Below are 17,182 nucleotides of genomic sequence, written 5' to 3' on the forward strand. Positions count from 1 at the left end.
GATCCGGGCATGGGCGCGATGGACGACGCGGAGCTGCTCGAGGCCACGACGGTCGAGGCGTGGAGCGCGTGGCTCCGTGACCACCACGAGCAGCCGGTGGGCGTGTGGCTGGTGAGCCCGCGCCGGGCCGCCGACCGCCCCTTCTCCTACGAGGAGGCGGTCCTGGAGGCGCTGCGCTACGGCTGGGTCGACTCGACCGTCCGGCCGGTCGACGAGCACCGCTCGAAGCAGTGGTTCGCCCCGCGTCGGCGGGGCAGCATGTGGACCCGCATCAACAAGGGCCGCATCGCCCGGCTCGAGGAGGCGGGCCTCCTCGAGCCCGCGGGTGCTGCCGCCGTCGCCGTCGCCAAGGAGTCGGGCATGTGGACCCTGATGGACGACGTCGAGGACTGCGTCGTGCCCGACGACCTGGCCGCCGCCTTCGACGGCCACCCGGGCTCCCGCGAGCACTGGGACTCGTGGTCACCCTCGGCCCAGAAGCTCATCCTCACGTGGATCGTGCTGGCCAAGCGGCCCGAGACACGGGCGGCCCGGGTGCTGACGACTGCGGAGAAGGCCGCCCAGGGGGTCAAGTCGCAGCAGTGACGCCTCAGATGGCGCAGCCGTCGGGGCCGCACTCGTCGCCGGTCGCGAGGACCTCGATCTTCGGGCGGGACTCCGACCACGCGCGCTCGAGCACCTGCGTGAAGACCTCGGTCGGCTGCGCACCGGAGACGCCGTACTTGCCGTCGACGACGAAGAACGGGACGCCGCTGGCGCCGTAGGCCTGCGCCTGCGCGACGTCGGCGTGCACGTCGGACTCGAACTCCCGGGAGGTGAGCACCTCCTCGACGCGGCCGGCGTCCAGCCCCTGCGCCTGCGCGACGTCACGCAGCACGGCGTGGTCGGCGACGTTGCGGCCCTCGGTGAAGTAGGCCGCGAGCAGGGCCTCCTTCACCCGGCCCTGGAGTTCGTTGCCACCCTGCTCGTGGGCGAGGTGGATCAACCGGTGGGCGTCGACCGTGTTGAGGTGGAGCGTCTGCGAGAGCCGGTAGACCAGGCCCTCCTCGGCCGCCACCGCCTCGACCCGGTCCTGCATCTGCTGGGCGCCGTCGGGCGACTGGCCGTACTTGCGCGCCAGCATCGCCGTCGTGCCCTCCGTCGGCTCGGTGGGCGCGCCCGGGTCGAGCTGGAAGGAGCGCCAGTGCACCTCCACCTCGTCGGCGTGCTCGAACTCGGCCAGGGCGTTCTCGATGCGCCGCTTGCCGATGTAGCACCACGGGCAGACGACGTCGGACCAGATCTCGATCTTCACGCCGTCCCCAACACACGGTCTGACCTGCGTGTTCCCGGCGCACTGTGCAGTGAGTCTCCAGGAGACTCACCGGCGAGTCCCGGGCGTGTCGCGGCTCAGGGGACGACCGCGGCCCGGTGGTCGTCGCTGCGCCCGTGCAGGTCGCACGGCCTCCCCCGCTCCCTCGGGCACAGCACCCAGACGGCGCTCGCCACGGCCTTCCAGAGCCGCCACGGTGAGCCGGCGCTGACGTCGTCGCGGTCCAGGACGGACCCACCGCGGCCCTCAGGTCCCGGGTAGACCGACAGCGCGTGGTCGAGCTCCTCCTCCACGACCGGGGCGGCGGCACCCGACGCGTAGACCGCTCGGCCCGTGTAGGGCGCCACCGTGGAGTCGAAGACCACCAGGCTGACCGCGTCGTCGTGGGCGAGGTTCGCCGAGTGGCTGCTGTCGAGCGTCGAGCACCAGTAGTACGACGTCAGCCCGTCGGCCGCGAAGTAGACGGGTGACGTCCACGGACGACCGTCCGGTGAGACGGTGCCGAGGGTGAGGTAGCGGTTGGTCGCCAGCAGCTCCTCGGCGTGCGCGCGGAGGTCCGTGGGGAGCACGGGGTCCACGGCAGGCTCAGGACTCCTGGCGGCGCACCTTCGCGCGCCGGGCCACGTAGGTCACGCCGAAGCCCAGGACGAGCGCCAGGAGCACGCCGAGGTTGGCGTAGGCCCACGGACCCTCCCAGTAGGGACCCGCGGGGTCGTCGACGTACGTGCCGAGGCCGAGCGGCTCGATGAGGAAGCCCTGCCAGTTGTTCCACTCCGCATCGGTGGCGAAGTTGTTGACCACCAGTCCCCAGCCGATGACCGAGGCGCCGACCATCGTCACGACCGAGGTGACGTCGACGGAGCCGTAGCGACCCCTCGCGTCGAACAGCGCCTCGTCGTTGTAGTCACGCTTGCGCAGCGCGATGTCCGCGATCATGATCCCCGCCCACGCCGCCAGCGGGACGCCGAGGGTGATGAGGAAGCTCTGGAACGGGCCCAGGAAGTCCTCCGCGAAGAAGACCACCCAGATGGTGCCGAGGGTGAGGATGACGCCGTCGACGAAGGCCGCCGCCGGTCGCGGGATCCGCACGCCCAGCGACAGCAGCGTCAGGCCGGACGAGTAGATGCCGAGCACCGCGCCGCTGACGAGGGCGAGGATGGCGGCGAGGAGGAACGGCACCAGGAACCAGGTCGGCAGCAGGGTGCCGAGGGTCCCGATGGGGTCGGCGACGATCCCGGCCGACAGCTCCTCGGAGGAGCCCGCGAGCAGCAGTCCGAACACGACGAGCAGCACCGGGGCGATCGCTCCGCCGAAGGTGTTCCAGCCGACGATGGCCGCGCCGGGTGCGTCGCGGTGCTGGTAGCGCGACCAGTCGGCGGCGATGTTGATCCAGCCGAGTCCGAAGCCGGTCATGACCATGACGAGCGCGCCGACCATCTGCTGCGCGCTGCCGCTGGGGATCGCGCTGACCGCCGACCAGTCGATCTCGTCGAGCGTGAGAACCACGTAGACGATCGTGGCGATGCCGGTGATCCACGTCAGCACCGACTGCATCCGCATGATCACGTGGTAGCCGGCGACGCTCGCCGAGACGATGAGGAGCGCGACGACGACGGTCGCGACGACCTGCGTCGTGGTGCCGCCCGACCAGCCGAGCTGGTCGAAGATCGTGGCGGTGGCGAGGACGGCGAGGATCGCGAGGAAGGTCTCCCAGCCGATGGAGACCAGCCACGAGACGACGCCGGGCAGCTTCTGCCCGTTGACGCCGAACGCCGCTCGGCTCAGCACCATCGTGGGGGCCGAGCCGCGCTTGCCAGCGATCGCGATGATGCCGCAGAGCGCGAACGACACGACGATGCCGACCACCGTGACGACGAGCGCCTGGACGAAGGAGATGCCGAAGCCCAGCACGAACGAGCCGTAGCTGATGCCGAACACCGACACGTTGGCCGCGAACCACGGCCAGAACAGGTCGCGAGGGCGCGCCGTCCGCTCGGACTCCTCGATGATCTCGATGCCGGTCGTCTCGACTCCGAGCCGACGGGTCTGCTCCAGCCCCGACGCGGGCGTGGTCGTGTTGCTCATGACCGCATCGTCGCGCACCGAGGGCTCAGGAGCCAGCACCGACCGCCTGGTCGGGCGGTGCGAGCAGCCGCCGGTCGAGATCGGCGCCGACCACCTCGAAGTGGTCGACGTGGAGGTCCTTCTCGGCGAGCAGGTCGTCGTCGCCCGGGTAGAAGACCGCCCGGCCCGGCTCGTCGCCGGCGAAGCGTCGTACGTCGTCCATCGACCGCCACAGCGACACCGCCTCCACCTCGACCAGGCCGTCGTCGCGCGTGCGGCTCAGGACCAGCGCCCCCAGGTTGCCCTCGGTCTGTCGGTAGTCGCGAACGCCCGTCTCGTCCTGGTGACGCAGGTATGCCTCGGCGTCCGCGGCCCGGACCGCTCCTCGCCATCTGCGCAGGATCATCCGCTCGCCTCCCGCTCGTCGTGTGGGACCGACGCTAGCGGGAGGCGACCCGTCGCCGGGAGACGCGAACGGCGCGCCGGCGACCAGGTGCGATCGTCCGACGCGCCGTCCGGGCGCGGGCAGTGTCAGCGGGCCGAGGTGCCCTCGACGTAGTCGGAGTCGTGGGACTTGACCCAGGCCATCAGCTTGCGGAGCTCGCGACCGGTCTGCTCGATCGGGTGGCTCTCGGCCTTCTTGCGGAACTCGGTGAACTCCGGCGAACCGTTGTCCATGTCGGTGATGAAGCGGTCGGCGAACGCGCCGTTCTTGATGTCGGCGAGCACGTCCTCCATGTTCTTCTTCACCTCGGGCGTGATCACCCGCGGTCCGGAGACGTAGTCACCGAACTCCGCGGTGTCGGAGACCGACCAGCGCTGCTTGGCGATGCCGCCCTCGTACATCAGGTCGACGATCAGCTTGAGCTCGTGGAGGCACTCGAAGTAGGCGACCTCGGGCTGGTAGCCGGCCTCGGTCAGCACCTCGAAGCCGTACATCACCAGCTGCGACGCGCCGCCGCAGAGCACGGCCTGCTCGCCGAACAGGTCGGTCTCGGTCTCCTCGGTGAACGTGGTCTTGATGCCGCCGGCGCGCAGGCCGCCGATCGCCTTGGCGTAGGAGAGCGCGAGGTCCCAGGCCTTGCCGGACTCGTCCTTCTCCACGGCCACGAGCACGGGCACGCCGCGGCCGTCGACGTACTCGCGGCGCACCAGGTGGCCGGGGCCCTTCGGGGCGACCATGAACACGTCGACGCCCTCGGGCGGGGTGATGTAGCCGAAGCGGATGTTGAAGCCGTGGCCGAAGACGAGGGTGTCGCCCGGGGTGAGGGCCGGCTCGATCTCCTCGGCGTAGAGCTTCCGCTGGTGCTGGTCGGGGGCGAGGATCACGATCAGGTCGGACTCCTCCGCCGCCTCGCGCGGGGTGAGGACGCGCAGGCCCTCGGCCTCGGCCTTGTCGCGGCTCTTCGACCCGGGCTGCAGGCCGATCCGGACGTCGACGCCGGAGTCGCGCAGGGACAGCGCGTGGGCGTGGCCCTGGCTGCCGTAGCCGATCACCGCGACGTTCTTGCCCTGGATCAGGCTCAGGTCGGCGTCGTCGTCGTAGAACATCTCAGCCACTGGGGGCTCTCCTTCATGGGTTGGTGCTGCGGTCAGTTGGCGATTGCGGAAACGGGAGCGGGTACGGCGACCGGGCGGTGCGTGCGCTCGCTGATCGAGCGCGAGCCGCGTCCGATCGCGACCATGCCCGACTGGACGAGCTCGCGGATGCCGAAGGGCTCGAGCACGCGCAGCAGGTCGGCGAGCTTGTCGGCGTTGCCGACGGCCTGCACGGTCACCGCGTCGGGTGCGACGTCGACCACCTTGGCCCGGAAGAGCTGGACGGCGTCGAGCACCGCGCCGCGGGTGGCGGCGTCGGCGCGGACCTTGACGAGGAGCAGCTCGCGGTTGACCGACCCCGGACCGTCGAGCTCGACGATCTTGATGACCTCGACGAGCTTGTTGAGCTGCTTCGTCACCTGCTCGAGCGGGGACTCGTCGACGTTGACCACGATGGTCATCCGCGACACCTCGGGGTGCTCGGTCGGGCCCACCGCCAGGCTGTCGATGTTGAAGCCGCGGCGGGAGAACAGGCTCGCGATGCGGGCGAGGACGCCCGGCTTGTTCTCGACCAGCACGCTGAGCGTGTGCTTGTTCGTGGTGCTCATGCCCGGACCTCCCAGTCGTCCTGCACGTCCTCGAACTGGGGCGCCAGGTCGCGGGCGTACTTGATCTCGTCGTTGCTCGTGCCGGCGGCCACCATCGGCCACACCATCGCGTCCCGGTGCACCCGGAAGTCGACCACGACCGGCTGGTCGTCGATGGCCATGGCCTTCTCGATGGTCGCGTCGACCTCGTCGGGCGACTCGCACGCCAGGCCGACGCAGCCGTAGGCGTCGGCCAGCTTGACGAAGTCGGGGATCCGCTTGGAGTGCAGGTCCGTGTTGGAGTAGCGCTCGTTGTAGAAGAGCGTCTGCCACTGCCGCACCATGCCGAGCGACTCGTTGTTGATGATCGCGACCTTGATCGGGATGTCGTTGATCGCGCAGGTCGCGAGCTCCTGGTTGGTCATCTGGAAGCAGCCGTCGCCGTCGATCGCCCAGACCGTGCTGTCGGGCCGACCCACCTTGGCGCCCATCGCCGCGGGCACCGAGAAGCCCATCGTCCCGAGGCCACCGGAGTTGATCCACGTGTTGGGGTTCTCGTAGCCGACGAAGTGGGCTGCCCACATCTGGTGCTGCCCCACGCCGGCGCAGTAGACCGCCTCGGGACCGGCGATGGCACCGAGCCGCTCGAGGACGTACTGCGGCGCGAGCGAGCCGTCGGTCGGGGCGTCGTAGCCGAGCGGGTACTTCTGCTTGACGCCGGCGAGGAACGCCACCCACGCCTCGTAGTCGCCGTCGGCCCCCTCGGCCTGGAGGAGCGCGATGAGCTGGGAGATGACCTCCTTGCAGTCGCCGACGATCGGGACGTCGGCGTGCCGGTTCTTGCCGATCTCGGCCGGGTCGATGTCGGCGTGGACGACGAGCGCCCCGGGGGCGAAGGAGTCGAGGTTGCCGGTCACGCGGTCGTCGAACCGCGCACCGAGGCTGATGATCAGGTCGCTCTTCTGCAGGCCGGCGACCGCGGCGACCGTCCCGTGCATGCCCGGCATGCCGAGGTGCTGCGGGTGGCTGTCGGGGAACGCCCCGCGCGCCATGAGCGTCGTGACGACCGGGATGCCCGTCAGCGCGGCGAGCTGCGCGAGCTCCCGCGACGCGCGGGCCCGGATCACGCCGCCGCCGACGTAGAGCACGGGCCGCCGGGCCTCGCGGATCAGCCGGACGGCCTCCTTGATCTGCTTGGAGTGCGGCGTCGTCACCGGTCGGTAGCCGGGGAGGTTCAGCTCGTCGGGCCAGGCGAACGTCGTCTGCGCCTGGAGCGCCGACTTGGCCACGTCGACCAGGACCGGCCCCGGACGGCCGGTCGAGGCGATGTGGAAGGCCTCGGCGATGGTGTGCGGGATGTCGGCCGGGTCGGTGACCAGGAAGTTGTGCTTGGTGATCGGCATCGTGATGCCGCGGATGTCGGCCTCCTGAAAGGCGTCGGTGCCGATCATCGAGGCCCCGACCTGCCCGGTCACGGCCACCATCGGCACGGAGTCCATGTGGGCGTCGGCCAGCGGCGTGACGAGGTTGGTCGCGCCGGGACCCGAGGTCGCCATGCAGACGCCCACCCGGCCCGTCGCGGCGGCGTAGCCCTGGGCGGCGTGCCCGGCGCCCTGCTCGTGGCGGACCAGGATGTGCCGGATCCGCGTGGAGTCCATCAGGGGGTCGTAGGCCGGGAGGATGGCGCCGCCCGGGATGCCGAAGATGTCGGTGACACCGGCCGCCTCGAGGGACGTGACCAGGCTCTGTGCGCCCGTGACCGACCCGCTTCCCTGTGCGCCCTGCTGCGTCATGTCCTTCTCTCCTGCGTGTGCTGTGTCCGGCGATGAGCCCATGAAAAAACCCCTCGGCCCGGTGGGCGACGAGGGGTGACGCGCGTGCGTTGGCCGACTGGCCTCAGCTCACGCGTCGCGTGCGTACAAGAATCTCGGTGCGCATGCGACAACCGTCGTCGCCGGGGTGGTCCGGCGTCAAGCAAGTGTGACAGGCGTCCCAGCATCTGGAACGCGAGTCTCGCGATGTGGCATCGCGCGCCGCGACGGAGCGGTCAGGAGCGACCCGAGCGGGTGCAGACGCAGTGGCGGTTGCCGTCGGCGTCCTCGAGGACCCAGTAGGACGGGGCGAAGCGGTCGCTCACCAGTCGTCCCCCGGCCTCGAGCGCCGCCTGCACCCGGCGCTCGCCCTCGTCCTCGGCGACCCACACGTCGAAGTGCCACCGCTGCTCGTGGTCCTGCTCGGGCAGGGCGGGGTCGTCCTCGCTGGGCTCGTTCGGGCCCTGGAACCACAGGCCCGGCACCTGCCCGCTGGGGTCGACGGGCTCGCCGTGCTCGCCCACCCTGCCGCCGAGGAGCGCGGCGTAGAAGGGCGCCAACCGCTCCCCTGCCGCGGTGTCGAGGCCCGGCTCGACCTGGGTCAGCCCGGCGACGTCGGCCTCGACGCCCGCGTCTGCCGCGAAGCCGCTGATCCGCCGCGCGAGGTCGACGTCGCGGCTGGTGATGCCGCCGACGTCGTGGCTGGAGAGGGTGACGATGACCTCGGGGTAGGTCAGCGAGACGTCGGGGTGGTGGTCGGCCTCCTCGGCCGCCGCGCCGATGCGGTCCACCAGCGCGAGCCCGGTGGCGAAGTCGCCGGTGCGGAAGCGGGCGCGGATGCCGGTGAGCAGCAGCCGCCAGTCGTCGAGACCGTCCGTCTCGCGGACCTGCTGCGCGGTGAGCTTCTGCTTCGGGTCAGCCATGCGATCGACCCTGCCACGCCGCACCGACAGCGGCCACCCCTCAGACGAGGGTCTGGGTGATCTCGCGGGTGTCGCCGTCGACCACGACCCGGACCAGCGCGCCGTTGACGAGCGGCAGGTGCGGCGGCACGTGCCCGATCTCGAGGTCCCACACGATCGGCAGGTCGAGGCGGCCCAGGGCGTCGAGCACCGCACCGCGCTGGGTCAGGTCATCGTGGTCCGGGGCGTTGGTGCGGCCGACCAGCACGGCGGCTGCCCGGTCGAACCACCCCGCCAGCCGCAGGGCGTGGAGGTAGCGGCAGATGTTGATCGCGTGCTCCTCGCACGCCTCGACGTAGACGATGGTGGGCTCGTCCAGGCCCTCGGCCCACGCGCGCACGTCGCCGTACGGCGTGCCGGCGAGGTTGGCGATCGTCTCCACGCAGCCCCCGACGAGCCGGCCGGTGACGTCCAGGCGACCACCGCCCTCGACCTCCCACCGGCCCTCGCCGACGTGTGCCCACTCGGTGGCCCGCGCGTCCTCCTCGAAGCGGACCCACTCGGCGACGAGCCCGGAGTCGCGCTGCACGAAGGGGCCGGTGCCGCCGGCAAGGTCGAGCCAGTGCAGCAGGCCGTCGGGGACGGCGTACGGCGTGTCCGCGAGGTTGTCGCCGTGGAGCGTGGCCCAGCCGAGGCGGGTGGTGAGGGGCACGAGCACGGTGGACATGTCCGAGTAGCCGACGATCCACGTGGGCTCGGCGTCGGCGAGCGCGTCCCAGTCGAGCAGGTCGACCATGTCGATCGCGGTCTCGCCACCCCACGGCGGCACCACGCAGTGGATGTCGGGGTCGGCGAGCATCCGGGTCAGCTCGGCTGCCCGCTGCGCCGCGGGGGCGGAGGTGAGGCCGTCGCCGTAGAGGCACTCCCCCACCACGACGTCGTACCCACGACCGCGCAGCCAGTCCAGGGAGAAGTCGATCCGCGCCGCCGAAGGCCCCTCGACGCCGGCGGACGGCGCGGTCACCGCGATGCGGTCGCCGGGGCGGAGCGGGGCCGGGAAGCGGGGTGGTCGGGCCATGGTCAGAGTCTGTCACTGTGTGTCCATGGGTTTCGGTGACGCGGTGCAGCAGGCCATCCACGCGGGGACGGGGGTCCCGCGCCTCTACGTCGCGGCGACCAGGGCGGGCCTCGGGCCATCGGAGGCGTTCGAGGTGCTGCGGATCTCGCAGGCCGCCCTCCAGGCTGCTGCGAAGCACGGCCGCGGCGTCCCCGGCCGCACCAACGCGATGCGCCACTTCATGTGGCAGGCGACGCTCACCGCGCGCTTCGGGCTCGAGGCCGCCCGCTCGATCGCGCAGGCCCAGGAGGCCGGCTCGCCCGCCCGGCGCGACTCCCGGGTCGACCAGCAGAACAACGCGACCGGGCAGGCGTACGGCAGCGAGCACGCCGCCGAGCTCGCCGCGCTCTCGCCGTCCGAGGCGATGACCAGCCTGGTCCCCGTCGCGCTCGGGCTGTGGGAGTCGGGCGAGCTGGTCTGGGTACGCGGGCGGCAGGGCGGCCGCTAGGTGTACTGACCACACAGGTTAGGCACGAGGTGGCGTCGGGCCTGCGGCAGTATGGCCACATGGGGGAGATCGAACGCTGGCACCTGGTGCGTGACGACGGCGAGCACACCGTCGCTGTCGAGCGGGGTGCGCTCGTCCGGGAGGCCGTCTGGACCCATGACGGGGTGGAGGTGGGGAGGACGAAGACCTCCGACGAGACGATCGTCGTCGCGGCGAAGGGTGCCGAGGGGGCCGTCCGCCTGAAGTTCGGGATGACGGGACCGGCACGTCGCGTCACGCTGCACGACGCCGAGACCGAGGCGCACACCGGTCTCGGCGGAACCGACTTCGAGCCCGAGGCCGGGTCGAAGGCGGCGCAGCGCGCCGAGTGGATCGGCCGGCACCCGAACCTCCACACCGCACGACAGACCGCCCTGGCTGCCGCAGGCGTCGGCGTACCGATCCTGCTGGTCTGGCTGCTGACGCTGGTCCCGTGGCCGAGCGTGGACGTCCCGTGGCCGGACGTCGACCTGCCCTCGATCCCGTGGCCGGACCTGCCGTCCATCCCGTGGCCCGACATCACCCTTCCCTCGATCCCGTGGCCCGACGTCGACCTGCCCGACCTGCCCGGGTGGGTCGACACGGTCCGGAAGCTCGCCATCCCGGTCCTGGTCGCGTTCTTCATCGCGCGGGGCGAGGTGAAGCGTCGACGGAAGGCCGAGGAGAAGCGGGCCGCCGAGGTCGCCGAGGAGACCGCTACGGACGACTCCACGCGGTGAGGCCGACCCGGTCGTGCTCGCCGCCGGGCCACACCGCGCGCACCACGCCCGCCGCTGCCAGCGCCTTGCGGCAGCCCGGGCAGGGCGGATCGGTGATGTAGGCGGTCGCGCCCTTGGTGTCGCGCGTCGCGAACAGCAGCGCGTTGACCTCGGCGTGGATGGCGATGCAGAAGCCCTCCGTGCCCGGCCGGTCGTAGTCGCCGAGCCCGGGTACGACGTCGTACCCCAGCTGCCCCCGCGGGCACGCCCCGGCCAGGCAGTCGTCCTCGCCCGGCGCCGCCCCGTTGTAGCCGGTCGCGATGATGCGGTGGTCGATCGTCAGGACCGCGCCCACGCGGCGACGCGTGCACTTGGCCCGCGCGGCGACGGCATCGGCGATGCCGAGGAAGTAGTCGTCCCAGCCGGGGACGGCGTGTCCGGTGCTCCCGGTGCTGACAGCGCTCACGGGAGCACAGACTGCCCGATCTCGCCCGGGTTGCAGGCCACTTCCCAGCGGAATCCGTCGGGATCGGCGAAGTAGCCGGAGTAGCCACCCCAGTCGCGCTCGCTCGCCTCGCTGACGTGCGACGCCCCGGCGGCACGTGCCTGCTCGAGGACGGTGTCGACACCGTGCGTGGTGGCCAGGTTGTGGGACAGGGTGAACGGGGGTACGCCGCCGCGCGTCGGCGCCTCGCCCACCTCGGCCACGAACCCGCTCTCGGCCCACAGGCTGAGCACGACCTTCTCCGCGACCTTGAACATCAGCACCTCCCCCGGCACGTGGAGCTCCGGCTCCCAGCCCAGGCCCTCGACGTAGAAGCGCCGGGTGGCGTCGAGGTCGGTCACGACGAGCGTGATGAAGCTGACGCGCTGGTCCATCTCAGGCCTCCTGCTGGTCGGGTCGGGGCGCCCGGGCCGCGAGGCGGGTGCGCTGACCGCCCCGGTCGTCGAAGTTGGCGTCGTCCAGCCACGCGTCGAGCGCTCCGCGCACCCGTGGCCACTCGCCGTCCGTGATCGAGAACCAGTCGGTGTCGCGGTTGCGGCCCTTGTAGACGACCGCGTTGCGGAAGCGGCCCTCCCAGATGAAGCCGAGCCGGAGCGCTGCCCGGCGCGACGGCGCGTTGAGGCTGTCGCACTTCCACTCGTAGCGCCGGTAGCCGAGGTCGTCGAAGACGTGGCGCATCAGGAGGGCCTGCAGCTCGGTCGCGGCGCGGCTGCGCTGGAGCTGGCGCCCGAGGGCGATCCCGCCGATCTCGATCGAGCCCATCGCGGGGTCGATGCGCATCAGTCCGCAGAAGCCGGCCGCCCGGTCGGTCTCGGTCGGGACGATCGCGAAGAACACCCGCTCGTGGTCGGTCGCGAGCTGGTCGACGAGGTCGGCCATCTGCTCGCGGTCGCGCGGGCGCTCCCAGGCGAGGTAGGTCCAGACGGGGTCGTCCCCCGCACGGCAGAGCGCGGCGAGGAGGTCGTCGACGTGCTGCGGACCGATCGGTTCGAGCCGGACCCCTCTCCCCTCGAGGACCGTGTCCCTCGCGGGCGCCGCCGCGCCCGTCCACTCCACGGGGCGGCCCAGGGGCTGGCCGTGGTCGTTGGTCGCCCGGGTTCGCGTCGCCGAGAGCCGCACCCCCACCGGTCCGGTCATCGCAGCGCCTCCGCGACGGCCGCGATGCCGCGCTCGACCTCGTCGAAGGAGGTCGACAGCGGGGACAGGCCGATCCGCAGGCCACCGGGGTCGCGGTAGTCCGGGATGACGTCGCGCTCCCACAGCAGTGCGGTCACCTCGCGCATCCGGTCGTGGTGGAGCGTCACGTGGCCGCCACGCCGCTCCGGGTCGCGCGGCGAGGCAAGGGTGACCTCGGGCAGCGTGGCGTCGGCGAGCTCGACGGCGTACGACGTCAGGGCGACGGACTTCGCACGGATCGCCTCGATGCCGGCCTCCTCCACCAGGGCCAGCATGTCCTGCATGGCGACCATCCCGAGGATCGGCGGGGTCCCCGAGATGAACCTCCGCATGCCGGGAGCCGGGGTGTAGCCCGGCCCCATCAGGAACGGGTCGGCATGGCCCATCCAGCCCTGGATCGGCTGGGTGAGGTCGCCCTGCAGGCGGGCGTTGACGTAGCCGAAGGCCGGCGACCCGGGCCCGCCGTTGAGGTACTTGTAGGTGCAGCCGACGGCGAGGTCTGCGTCCCACTCGTCGAGGGCGACGGGCACCGCGCCAGCGGAGTGGCACAGGTCCCACAGCACCAGCGCACCGGCGTCGTGGCTGATCCGCGTCAGCTCGTGGGCGTCGGCGAGCCACGCCGAGCGGTAGGCGACGTGGTTGAGCACCACGAGGGCGGTGCGCTCTCCGACCGCCTCGCGGAGCTGGTCGGCGGTGACGCCCTCCGAGGTGTCGACCTCGATCCACCGCAGCGTCAGCCCGCGCTCGGCGGCGACCCCCTCGGCGACGTAGCGGTCGGTCGGGAAGTTGTCGGTGTCGATGACGATCTCGGTGCGGCCGGGGTCGGTGCGCACCGCGTGGTCGACGGCCGCGCGCATCAGCTTGTAGAGCCAGACGGTCGTCGAGTCGCCGACCGCCGTCTGACCGGCCGCCGCGCCGAGGCAGACGCGCGCCAGGTCGTCCCCGAGCGTCGTCGGCAGGTCCATCCACTGCTCGTCCCACCCGCGGATCAGGCGCCCACCCCAGTCCTGCTCGACGAACCCGGCGAGGCGATCTGCCGTGGCGGCCACGGGTCGACCGAGGGAGTTGCCGTCGAAGTAGACGAGGTCGCTCGACGCTCCCACGAAGCGGTCGCGGAAGCGGGCGAGGGGGTCTGCGGCGTCGAGCTCTGCTGAGGTGCGGGTCACCTGCGCAACCTACCGAGTCAGTAGCAGACCGCTCCGTGGGCGGCGCTCTGGACGACCTTGCGGTACTTGCCGAGGACGCCCCGGGTGTACTTCGGCGGGAGGGGCTCCCAGCCCTCGGCCCGCGCGGTCAGCTCGGCCTCGTCGACGTGCAGGTCGAGGGTCATGTTGGCCACGTCGAGGGTGATCCGGTCGCCGTCGCGGAGGAACGCGATGGGACCGCCGTCGCTCGCCTCCGGGGCGATGTGGCCCACGCAGAGGCCGGTGGTGCCGCCGGAGAAGCGGCCGTCGGTGATCAGCAGGACGTCCTTGCCGAGGCCGGCGCCCTTGATCGCGCCCGTGATGGCGAGCATCTCGCGCATCCCCGGCCCGCCCTTCGGGCCCTCGTAGCGGATCACGACGACATCGCCGGCGGTGATGGCGCCCTCGGCGAGCGCGTCGAGCGCCTTGCGCTCGCCGTCGAAAACCCGGGCCGTACCGGTGAAGGTGGAGTCGTCGAAACCGGCGCTCTTGACCACCGCCCCCTCGGGCGCGAGCGAGCCCTTGAGGATCGTCAGTCCGCCCGTGGCATGGATCGGCCGGTCGAGCTGGCGGAGGATCTCGCCGTCGAGCGGCTTCGGGTCGAGGTCGGCGAGGTTCTCGGCCATCGTCTTGCCGGTGCAGGTCAGCACGTCGCCGTGGAGGTGGCCGGCATCGAGCAGGGCGCGCAGCAGCACCGGGATGCCGCCGACGCGGTCGAAGTCGGTCCACACGAAGCGACCGAACGGCTTCATGTCCGCCAGGTGCGGGACCTTCCGGCCGATGCGCGTGAAGTCGTCGAGGGTCAGGTCGACCTCGGCCTCGCGCGCGATGGCGAGCAGGTGCAGCACTGCGTTCGTCGAGCCTCCGAGCGCCATCGCCATCGCGATCGCGTTCTCGAACGCGGGGCGGGTCATGATCTGGCGGGCGGTGATGCCCTGGCGGAGCATGTTGACCACGGCCTCGCCCGACTTGTGGGCGAAGCCGTCACGACGGCGGTCGACAGCCGGCGGGCTCGAGCTCCCGGGGAGGGACATGCCGAGCGCCTCGGCGACGCTGGCCATCGTGTTGGCGGTGTACGCCCCGCCGCACGCGCCTTCGCCGGGGCAGATGGCGCGCTCGATCTCGTCGACCTTCTCACGGCTGATCTTGCCGGCCAGGCAGGCGCCGACGGCCTCGAAGGCGTCGATGATCGTGACGTCCCTGCCGTCGACCTGGCCCGGCATGATCGTGCCGGCGTAGAGGAACACGCTGGCCAGGTCGAGCCTCGCGGCAGCCATGAGCATGCCGGGCAGCGACTTGTCGCACCCGGCCAGGAGCACCGAGCCGTCGAGGCGCTCGGCCATCATCACCGTCTCGACCGAGTCGGCGATGACCTCACGGCTGACGAGGGAGAAGTGCATGCCCTCGTGGCCCATCGAGATGCCGTCGGAGACCGAGATCGTGCCGAACTCCAGCGGGAACCCGCCGCCTGCGTGCACACCGTTCTTGACCGCCTTGGCCAACCGGTCGAGCGACAGGTTGCAGGGGGTGATCTCGTTCCAGCTCGACGCGACACCGATCTGGGGCTTCTCCCAGTCGTCGTCGCCCATGCCGACGGCGCGCAGCATGCCCCGTGCCGCCGCCTTCTCGAGCCCGTCCGTGACGTCGCGACTGCGGGGCTTGATGTCGGGTCCGTCGGCTGCGTGGGTCATGCCTGCAGGTTAGTGGGCGCTCCCGCCGTCGATGCGCGGTGTCTCATCCGGATCCTCGGCTCCGTCAGGCCGCGGACGGCCGGCCCCGTGCCTCCCGTCGCTCGTCCAGGAACCGCACCTCGGCGACGAGCTGGTGGAGCGCCGGATGGTCGTCAGGGGTGCCGTGCAGCTCGCGCTCGACCCTCTTCCAGAACGGCGAGAGTCGGTAGCGGATCGCCGGGTCCCCTACCCGCCTCGACCGGTCGCGCCACGAGAACGCCTCGACGGACGTCATCGCGCGCAACCTTCGCGGGACCGACCATCCCGTCGCCCGCAGGTCGACGTGCGCCGGATAGCGTGGCCAGGCAGTCCCAGGCCGATGCGTCGATCTCTCCCGTGCTGCCCTTCGGCCCCTCGCCTCCCCCCTCCGCCCTGCGTGCCGGTGAGTCCCTCGGAGACTCACCGGCAACTGCCGACGGGGAGTGGTGGGACGCGGCCCCGGGACCCTTGAGTCGCTCAGAGACTCACGGGCAAGGGACGCCAGCCGAGGGGTCAGGCGTCGCGCTCGGCCTGGGTCTTGAGGTCGGCCAGGCCACGGTCGAAGTCCTTGGCGATCGCCTTGTCGAAGAAGAGCTTGCCGGCCACCGACATGATCGCGCTGCGGGTGCCCGTCATCGTCCACGTGACGTCGGTCGACTCCCCGATCGAGGCCAGGTCGAAGCGGGTGACGTTGGTGGCCTTGAACGGCTTGAGGAAGACCAGGTCGACGACGACCGAGGTCGGGGTGGACCCGGTGATGGTCATCTCGCCCTCGCCGGCCCTCTTGTTGCCGGCCCAGCGGTACGTCGACCCGACGCCGTGGTCGGGGCCGGAGTACTCCCGGCTCATGTTGGCGTCCAGGTCCTCCCAGGGCGACCACTTCTGCCACTCGCGGAAGTCGTCGAGGAGGGCGTGGACCCGGTCCGGCGGCGCGTCGACGCGGATGCTGCGGGACAAGGAGAAGTCGGCCATGGCGTGAGGGTAGACCTCAGATCCGTGCAGCACGGACGACGAGGACGTCCGGCAGGTCCTTGTGGATCTCCGACCACGTCTCGCCCTCGTCGGGCGAGGCCCAGACACCGCCGTTCCGGCCGCCGAAGTAGAGGCCGGGCCGGTCGTGGTCGTCGGCGCACAGCGCGTCACGCATCACGGCGGTGTAGTAGCCGTCCGGCAGGATCCCCTCCCCCAGCGGTTCCCAGGACGAGCCGGCGTCCGTGGTGCGGTAGACCCGCGCCTTGCCGTCGACCGGCCAGCGGGCCTCGGCCCCCGTGATCGGGAAGTTGTACGCCGTGTCCGCCCGGTGGGGGTGGGCGACCATCGCGAAGCCGAACTCGGTCGGGAGCCCCGGAGCGATGTCCTGCCATGACGCGCCGCCGTCGTCGGAGCGGTAGACGCCGCCGTGGTTCTGCAGGTAGAGCCGGTCCGGGTCGACGGCGTCGCGGGCGACCTTGTGCACGCACTGGCCGAACTCGGGGTAGTTGCGCTCGCCGGGGAAGAACTCCGCCTTCACCCCCGTGTTCGACGCCTTCCAGGACGAGCCGCCGTCCTCGCTGGCGTACACCCCGCCGGTGGACAGCGCCGCGAGCACGCGTGAGGGGTCCGAGGGGTGCGGCAGGATCGTGTGGAAGGCCTGCCCGCCGAAGCCCTCGTTCCACTCCGGTCGGTGCGGGTGGTCCCAGAGCCCGCGGACGAGCGAGAACGTCTCGCCCCGGTCCTCCGAGCGGAAGATCGCGCCCGGCTCGGTGCCGGCCCAGACGAGGCCGTCGCTGCCGTTCGCCGACGGCCCGGGCGTCAGCTGCCACACGCGAGCCAGCGTGGCGCCGGTGTCCTCGGGGAAGCGGGCGGCGCCGTTGGGGGTCCCGTCCCACGTGGCGCCGAGGTCGTCGGAGCGCCAGACCTGCGGGCCGAGCCAGCTCGACGAGGCACCCGCGAGCAGCCGCGGGGCGTTGCCGCGGGTGTCGACCATGACGGAGTAGACCTCCTCCATCGGGAAGTGCGGCCCCGCCCAGTCCCACGAGGTCCGGGCCTCGTCCGAGGTCCCGAGCCACATGCCCTTGCGGGTTCCGACCATGAGCAGGGTGCGCGACATCG

At 71.7% G+C, this 17,182-nt stretch carries 20 protein-coding genes; 3 read left to right on the forward strand and 17 right to left on the reverse strand.

What is annotated here, in order from left to right:
* The first annotated feature begins 9 nt into the window (after positions 1-9).
* Complete coding sequence (locus AC3A3L_RS10140; RefSeq protein WP_487639908.1) at positions 10-585, forward strand: YdeI/OmpD-associated family protein; 576 nt, start codon at positions 10-12, stop codon at positions 583-585.
* A 4-nt stretch (positions 586-589) separates the two neighbouring features.
* Here AC3A3L_RS10140 and AC3A3L_RS10145 read toward each other — a convergent pair whose 3' ends face one another.
* From AC3A3L_RS10145 to AC3A3L_RS10185, 9 genes are all read right to left on the reverse strand, one after another.
* Positions 590-1,294, reverse strand: a complete 705-nt coding sequence (locus tag AC3A3L_RS10145) for a DsbA family oxidoreductase (protein ID WP_487639909.1) — start codon at positions 1,292-1,294, stop codon at positions 590-592.
* Positions 1,295-1,389: 95 nt separating this feature from the next.
* Positions 1,390-1,881 (reverse strand): pyridoxamine 5'-phosphate oxidase family protein, encoded by a 492-nt coding sequence (locus AC3A3L_RS10150; protein WP_487639910.1) that lies wholly within the window; start codon positions 1,879-1,881, stop codon positions 1,390-1,392.
* A 16-nt stretch (positions 1,882-1,897) separates the two neighbouring features.
* The gene (locus AC3A3L_RS10155) at positions 1,898-3,397 is read right to left on the reverse strand and encodes a purine-cytosine permease family protein (RefSeq protein ID WP_487639911.1); all 1,500 of its coding nucleotides are present in this window, start codon (positions 3,395-3,397) and stop codon (positions 1,898-1,900) included.
* A gap of 25 nt (positions 3,398-3,422) precedes the next feature.
* Complete coding sequence (locus tag AC3A3L_RS10160) at positions 3,423-3,782, reverse strand: hypothetical protein (RefSeq protein ID WP_487639912.1); 360 nt, start codon at positions 3,780-3,782, stop codon at positions 3,423-3,425.
* 125 nt (positions 3,783-3,907) lie between these two features.
* On the reverse strand, positions 3,908-4,936 hold the full coding sequence (gene ilvC / locus AC3A3L_RS10165) for a ketol-acid reductoisomerase (protein WP_487639913.1): 1,029 nt from the start codon (positions 4,934-4,936) through the stop codon (positions 3,908-3,910).
* A gap of 32 nt (positions 4,937-4,968) precedes the next feature.
* Positions 4,969-5,523, reverse strand: a complete 555-nt coding sequence (ilvN, locus tag AC3A3L_RS10170; RefSeq protein WP_487639914.1) for an acetolactate synthase small subunit — start codon at positions 5,521-5,523, stop codon at positions 4,969-4,971.
* Complete coding sequence (locus AC3A3L_RS10175; RefSeq protein ID WP_487639915.1) at positions 5,520-7,295, reverse strand: acetolactate synthase large subunit; 1,776 nt, start codon at positions 7,293-7,295, stop codon at positions 5,520-5,522. The genes ilvN and AC3A3L_RS10175 overlap by 4 nt, the downstream gene beginning before the upstream one ends.
* A gap of 254 nt (positions 7,296-7,549) precedes the next feature.
* Positions 7,550-8,236: a 4a-hydroxytetrahydrobiopterin dehydratase gene (locus AC3A3L_RS10180; RefSeq protein WP_487639916.1), complete on the reverse strand. Its 687-nt coding sequence runs from the start codon at positions 8,234-8,236 to the stop codon at positions 7,550-7,552.
* Between the two features lie 40 nt (positions 8,237-8,276).
* Positions 8,277-9,293: a S66 family peptidase gene (locus AC3A3L_RS10185; RefSeq protein ID WP_487639917.1), complete on the reverse strand. Its 1,017-nt coding sequence runs from the start codon at positions 9,291-9,293 to the stop codon at positions 8,277-8,279.
* A gap of 25 nt (positions 9,294-9,318) precedes the next feature.
* On the opposite strand from AC3A3L_RS10185, the gene AC3A3L_RS10190 reads away from it, so the two are divergent.
* Positions 9,319-9,780: a DUF6973 domain-containing protein gene (locus tag AC3A3L_RS10190; RefSeq protein ID WP_487639918.1), complete on the forward strand. Its 462-nt coding sequence runs from the start codon at positions 9,319-9,321 to the stop codon at positions 9,778-9,780.
* Positions 9,781-9,839: 59 nt separating this feature from the next.
* Positions 9,840-10,538: a hypothetical protein gene (locus AC3A3L_RS10195; protein WP_487639919.1), complete on the forward strand. Its 699-nt coding sequence runs from the start codon at positions 9,840-9,842 to the stop codon at positions 10,536-10,538.
* Here the strand turns inward: AC3A3L_RS10195 and AC3A3L_RS10200 are convergent.
* From AC3A3L_RS10200 to AC3A3L_RS10235, 8 genes are all read right to left on the reverse strand, one after another.
* A complete protein-coding gene (locus AC3A3L_RS10200) occupies positions 10,516-10,983 on the reverse strand; it encodes a deoxycytidylate deaminase (RefSeq protein WP_487639920.1) in 468 nt (155 codons plus the stop codon). The two genes, AC3A3L_RS10195 and AC3A3L_RS10200, sit on opposite strands and share 23 nt — an antisense overlap.
* Positions 10,980-11,396, reverse strand: a complete 417-nt coding sequence (locus tag AC3A3L_RS10205) for a VOC family protein (protein WP_487639921.1) — start codon at positions 11,394-11,396, stop codon at positions 10,980-10,982. Before AC3A3L_RS10205 ends, AC3A3L_RS10200 begins: the two co-directional genes overlap by 4 nt.
* Before the next feature lies 1 nt (position 11,397).
* Positions 11,398-12,159: a GNAT family N-acetyltransferase gene (locus AC3A3L_RS10210; protein ID WP_487639922.1), complete on the reverse strand. Its 762-nt coding sequence runs from the start codon at positions 12,157-12,159 to the stop codon at positions 11,398-11,400.
* Positions 12,156-13,364 (reverse strand): kynureninase, encoded by a 1,209-nt coding sequence (locus tag AC3A3L_RS10215; protein WP_487639923.1) that lies wholly within the window; start codon positions 13,362-13,364, stop codon positions 12,156-12,158. The genes AC3A3L_RS10210 and AC3A3L_RS10215 overlap by 4 nt, the downstream gene beginning before the upstream one ends.
* 17 nt (positions 13,365-13,381) lie before the next feature.
* Positions 13,382-15,073, reverse strand: coding sequence for a dihydroxy-acid dehydratase (gene ilvD, locus AC3A3L_RS10220; protein WP_487639924.1), 1,692 nt, complete (start codon positions 15,071-15,073; stop codon positions 13,382-13,384).
* Positions 15,074-15,137: 64 nt separating this feature from the next.
* A complete protein-coding gene (locus AC3A3L_RS10225; protein ID WP_487639925.1) occupies positions 15,138-15,347 on the reverse strand; it encodes a hypothetical protein in 210 nt (69 codons plus the stop codon).
* A gap of 257 nt (positions 15,348-15,604) precedes the next feature.
* Positions 15,605-16,063, reverse strand: coding sequence for an SRPBCC family protein (locus AC3A3L_RS10230; protein WP_487639926.1), 459 nt, complete (start codon positions 16,061-16,063; stop codon positions 15,605-15,607).
* A gap of 16 nt (positions 16,064-16,079) precedes the next feature.
* A complete protein-coding gene (locus tag AC3A3L_RS10235) occupies positions 16,080-17,180 on the reverse strand; it encodes a WD40/YVTN/BNR-like repeat-containing protein (protein ID WP_487639927.1) in 1,101 nt (366 codons plus the stop codon).
* Positions 17,181-17,182: the final 2 nt, after the last annotated feature.

It is taken from the genome of Nocardioides sp. Soil_C_8, assembly GCF_057656315.1.

Coding starts and splice junctions, on each gene's coding strand:
- AC3A3L_RS10140 (WP_487639908.1), top strand. CDS start 10: ATGGGCGCGATGGACGACGCGGAGCTGCTCGAGGCCACGACGGTCGAG.
- AC3A3L_RS10155 (WP_487639911.1), bottom strand. CDS start 3,397: ATGAGCAACACGACCACGCCCGCGTCGGGGCTGGAGCAGACCCGTCGG.
- AC3A3L_RS10160 (WP_487639912.1), bottom strand. CDS start 3,782: ATGATCCTGCGCAGATGGCGAGGAGCGGTCCGGGCCGCGGACGCCGAG.
- ilvN (WP_487639914.1), bottom strand. CDS start 5,523: ATGAGCACCACGAACAAGCACACGCTCAGCGTGCTGGTCGAGAACAAG.
- AC3A3L_RS10175 (WP_487639915.1), bottom strand. CDS start 7,295: ATGACGCAGCAGGGCGCACAGGGAAGCGGGTCGGTCACGGGCGCACAG.
- AC3A3L_RS10180 (WP_487639916.1), bottom strand. CDS start 8,236: ATGGCTGACCCGAAGCAGAAGCTCACCGCGCAGCAGGTCCGCGAGACG.
- AC3A3L_RS10185 (WP_487639917.1), bottom strand. CDS start 9,293: ATGGCCCGACCACCCCGCTTCCCGGCCCCGCTCCGCCCCGGCGACCGC.
- AC3A3L_RS10190 (WP_487639918.1), top strand. CDS start 9,319: ATGGGTTTCGGTGACGCGGTGCAGCAGGCCATCCACGCGGGGACGGGG.
- AC3A3L_RS10195 (WP_487639919.1), top strand. CDS start 9,840: ATGGGGGAGATCGAACGCTGGCACCTGGTGCGTGACGACGGCGAGCAC.
- AC3A3L_RS10205 (WP_487639921.1), bottom strand. CDS start 11,396: ATGGACCAGCGCGTCAGCTTCATCACGCTCGTCGTGACCGACCTCGAC.
- AC3A3L_RS10210 (WP_487639922.1), bottom strand. CDS start 12,159: ATGACCGGACCGGTGGGGGTGCGGCTCTCGGCGACGCGAACCCGGGCG.
- ilvD (WP_487639924.1), bottom strand. CDS start 15,073: ATGACCCACGCAGCCGACGGACCCGACATCAAGCCCCGCAGTCGCGAC.
- AC3A3L_RS10225 (WP_487639925.1), bottom strand. CDS start 15,347: ATGACGTCCGTCGAGGCGTTCTCGTGGCGCGACCGGTCGAGGCGGGTA.
- AC3A3L_RS10230 (WP_487639926.1), bottom strand. CDS start 16,063: ATGGCCGACTTCTCCTTGTCCCGCAGCATCCGCGTCGACGCGCCGCCG.
- AC3A3L_RS10235 (WP_487639927.1), bottom strand. CDS start 17,180: ATGTCGCGCACCCTGCTCATGGTCGGAACCCGCAAGGGCATGTGGCTC.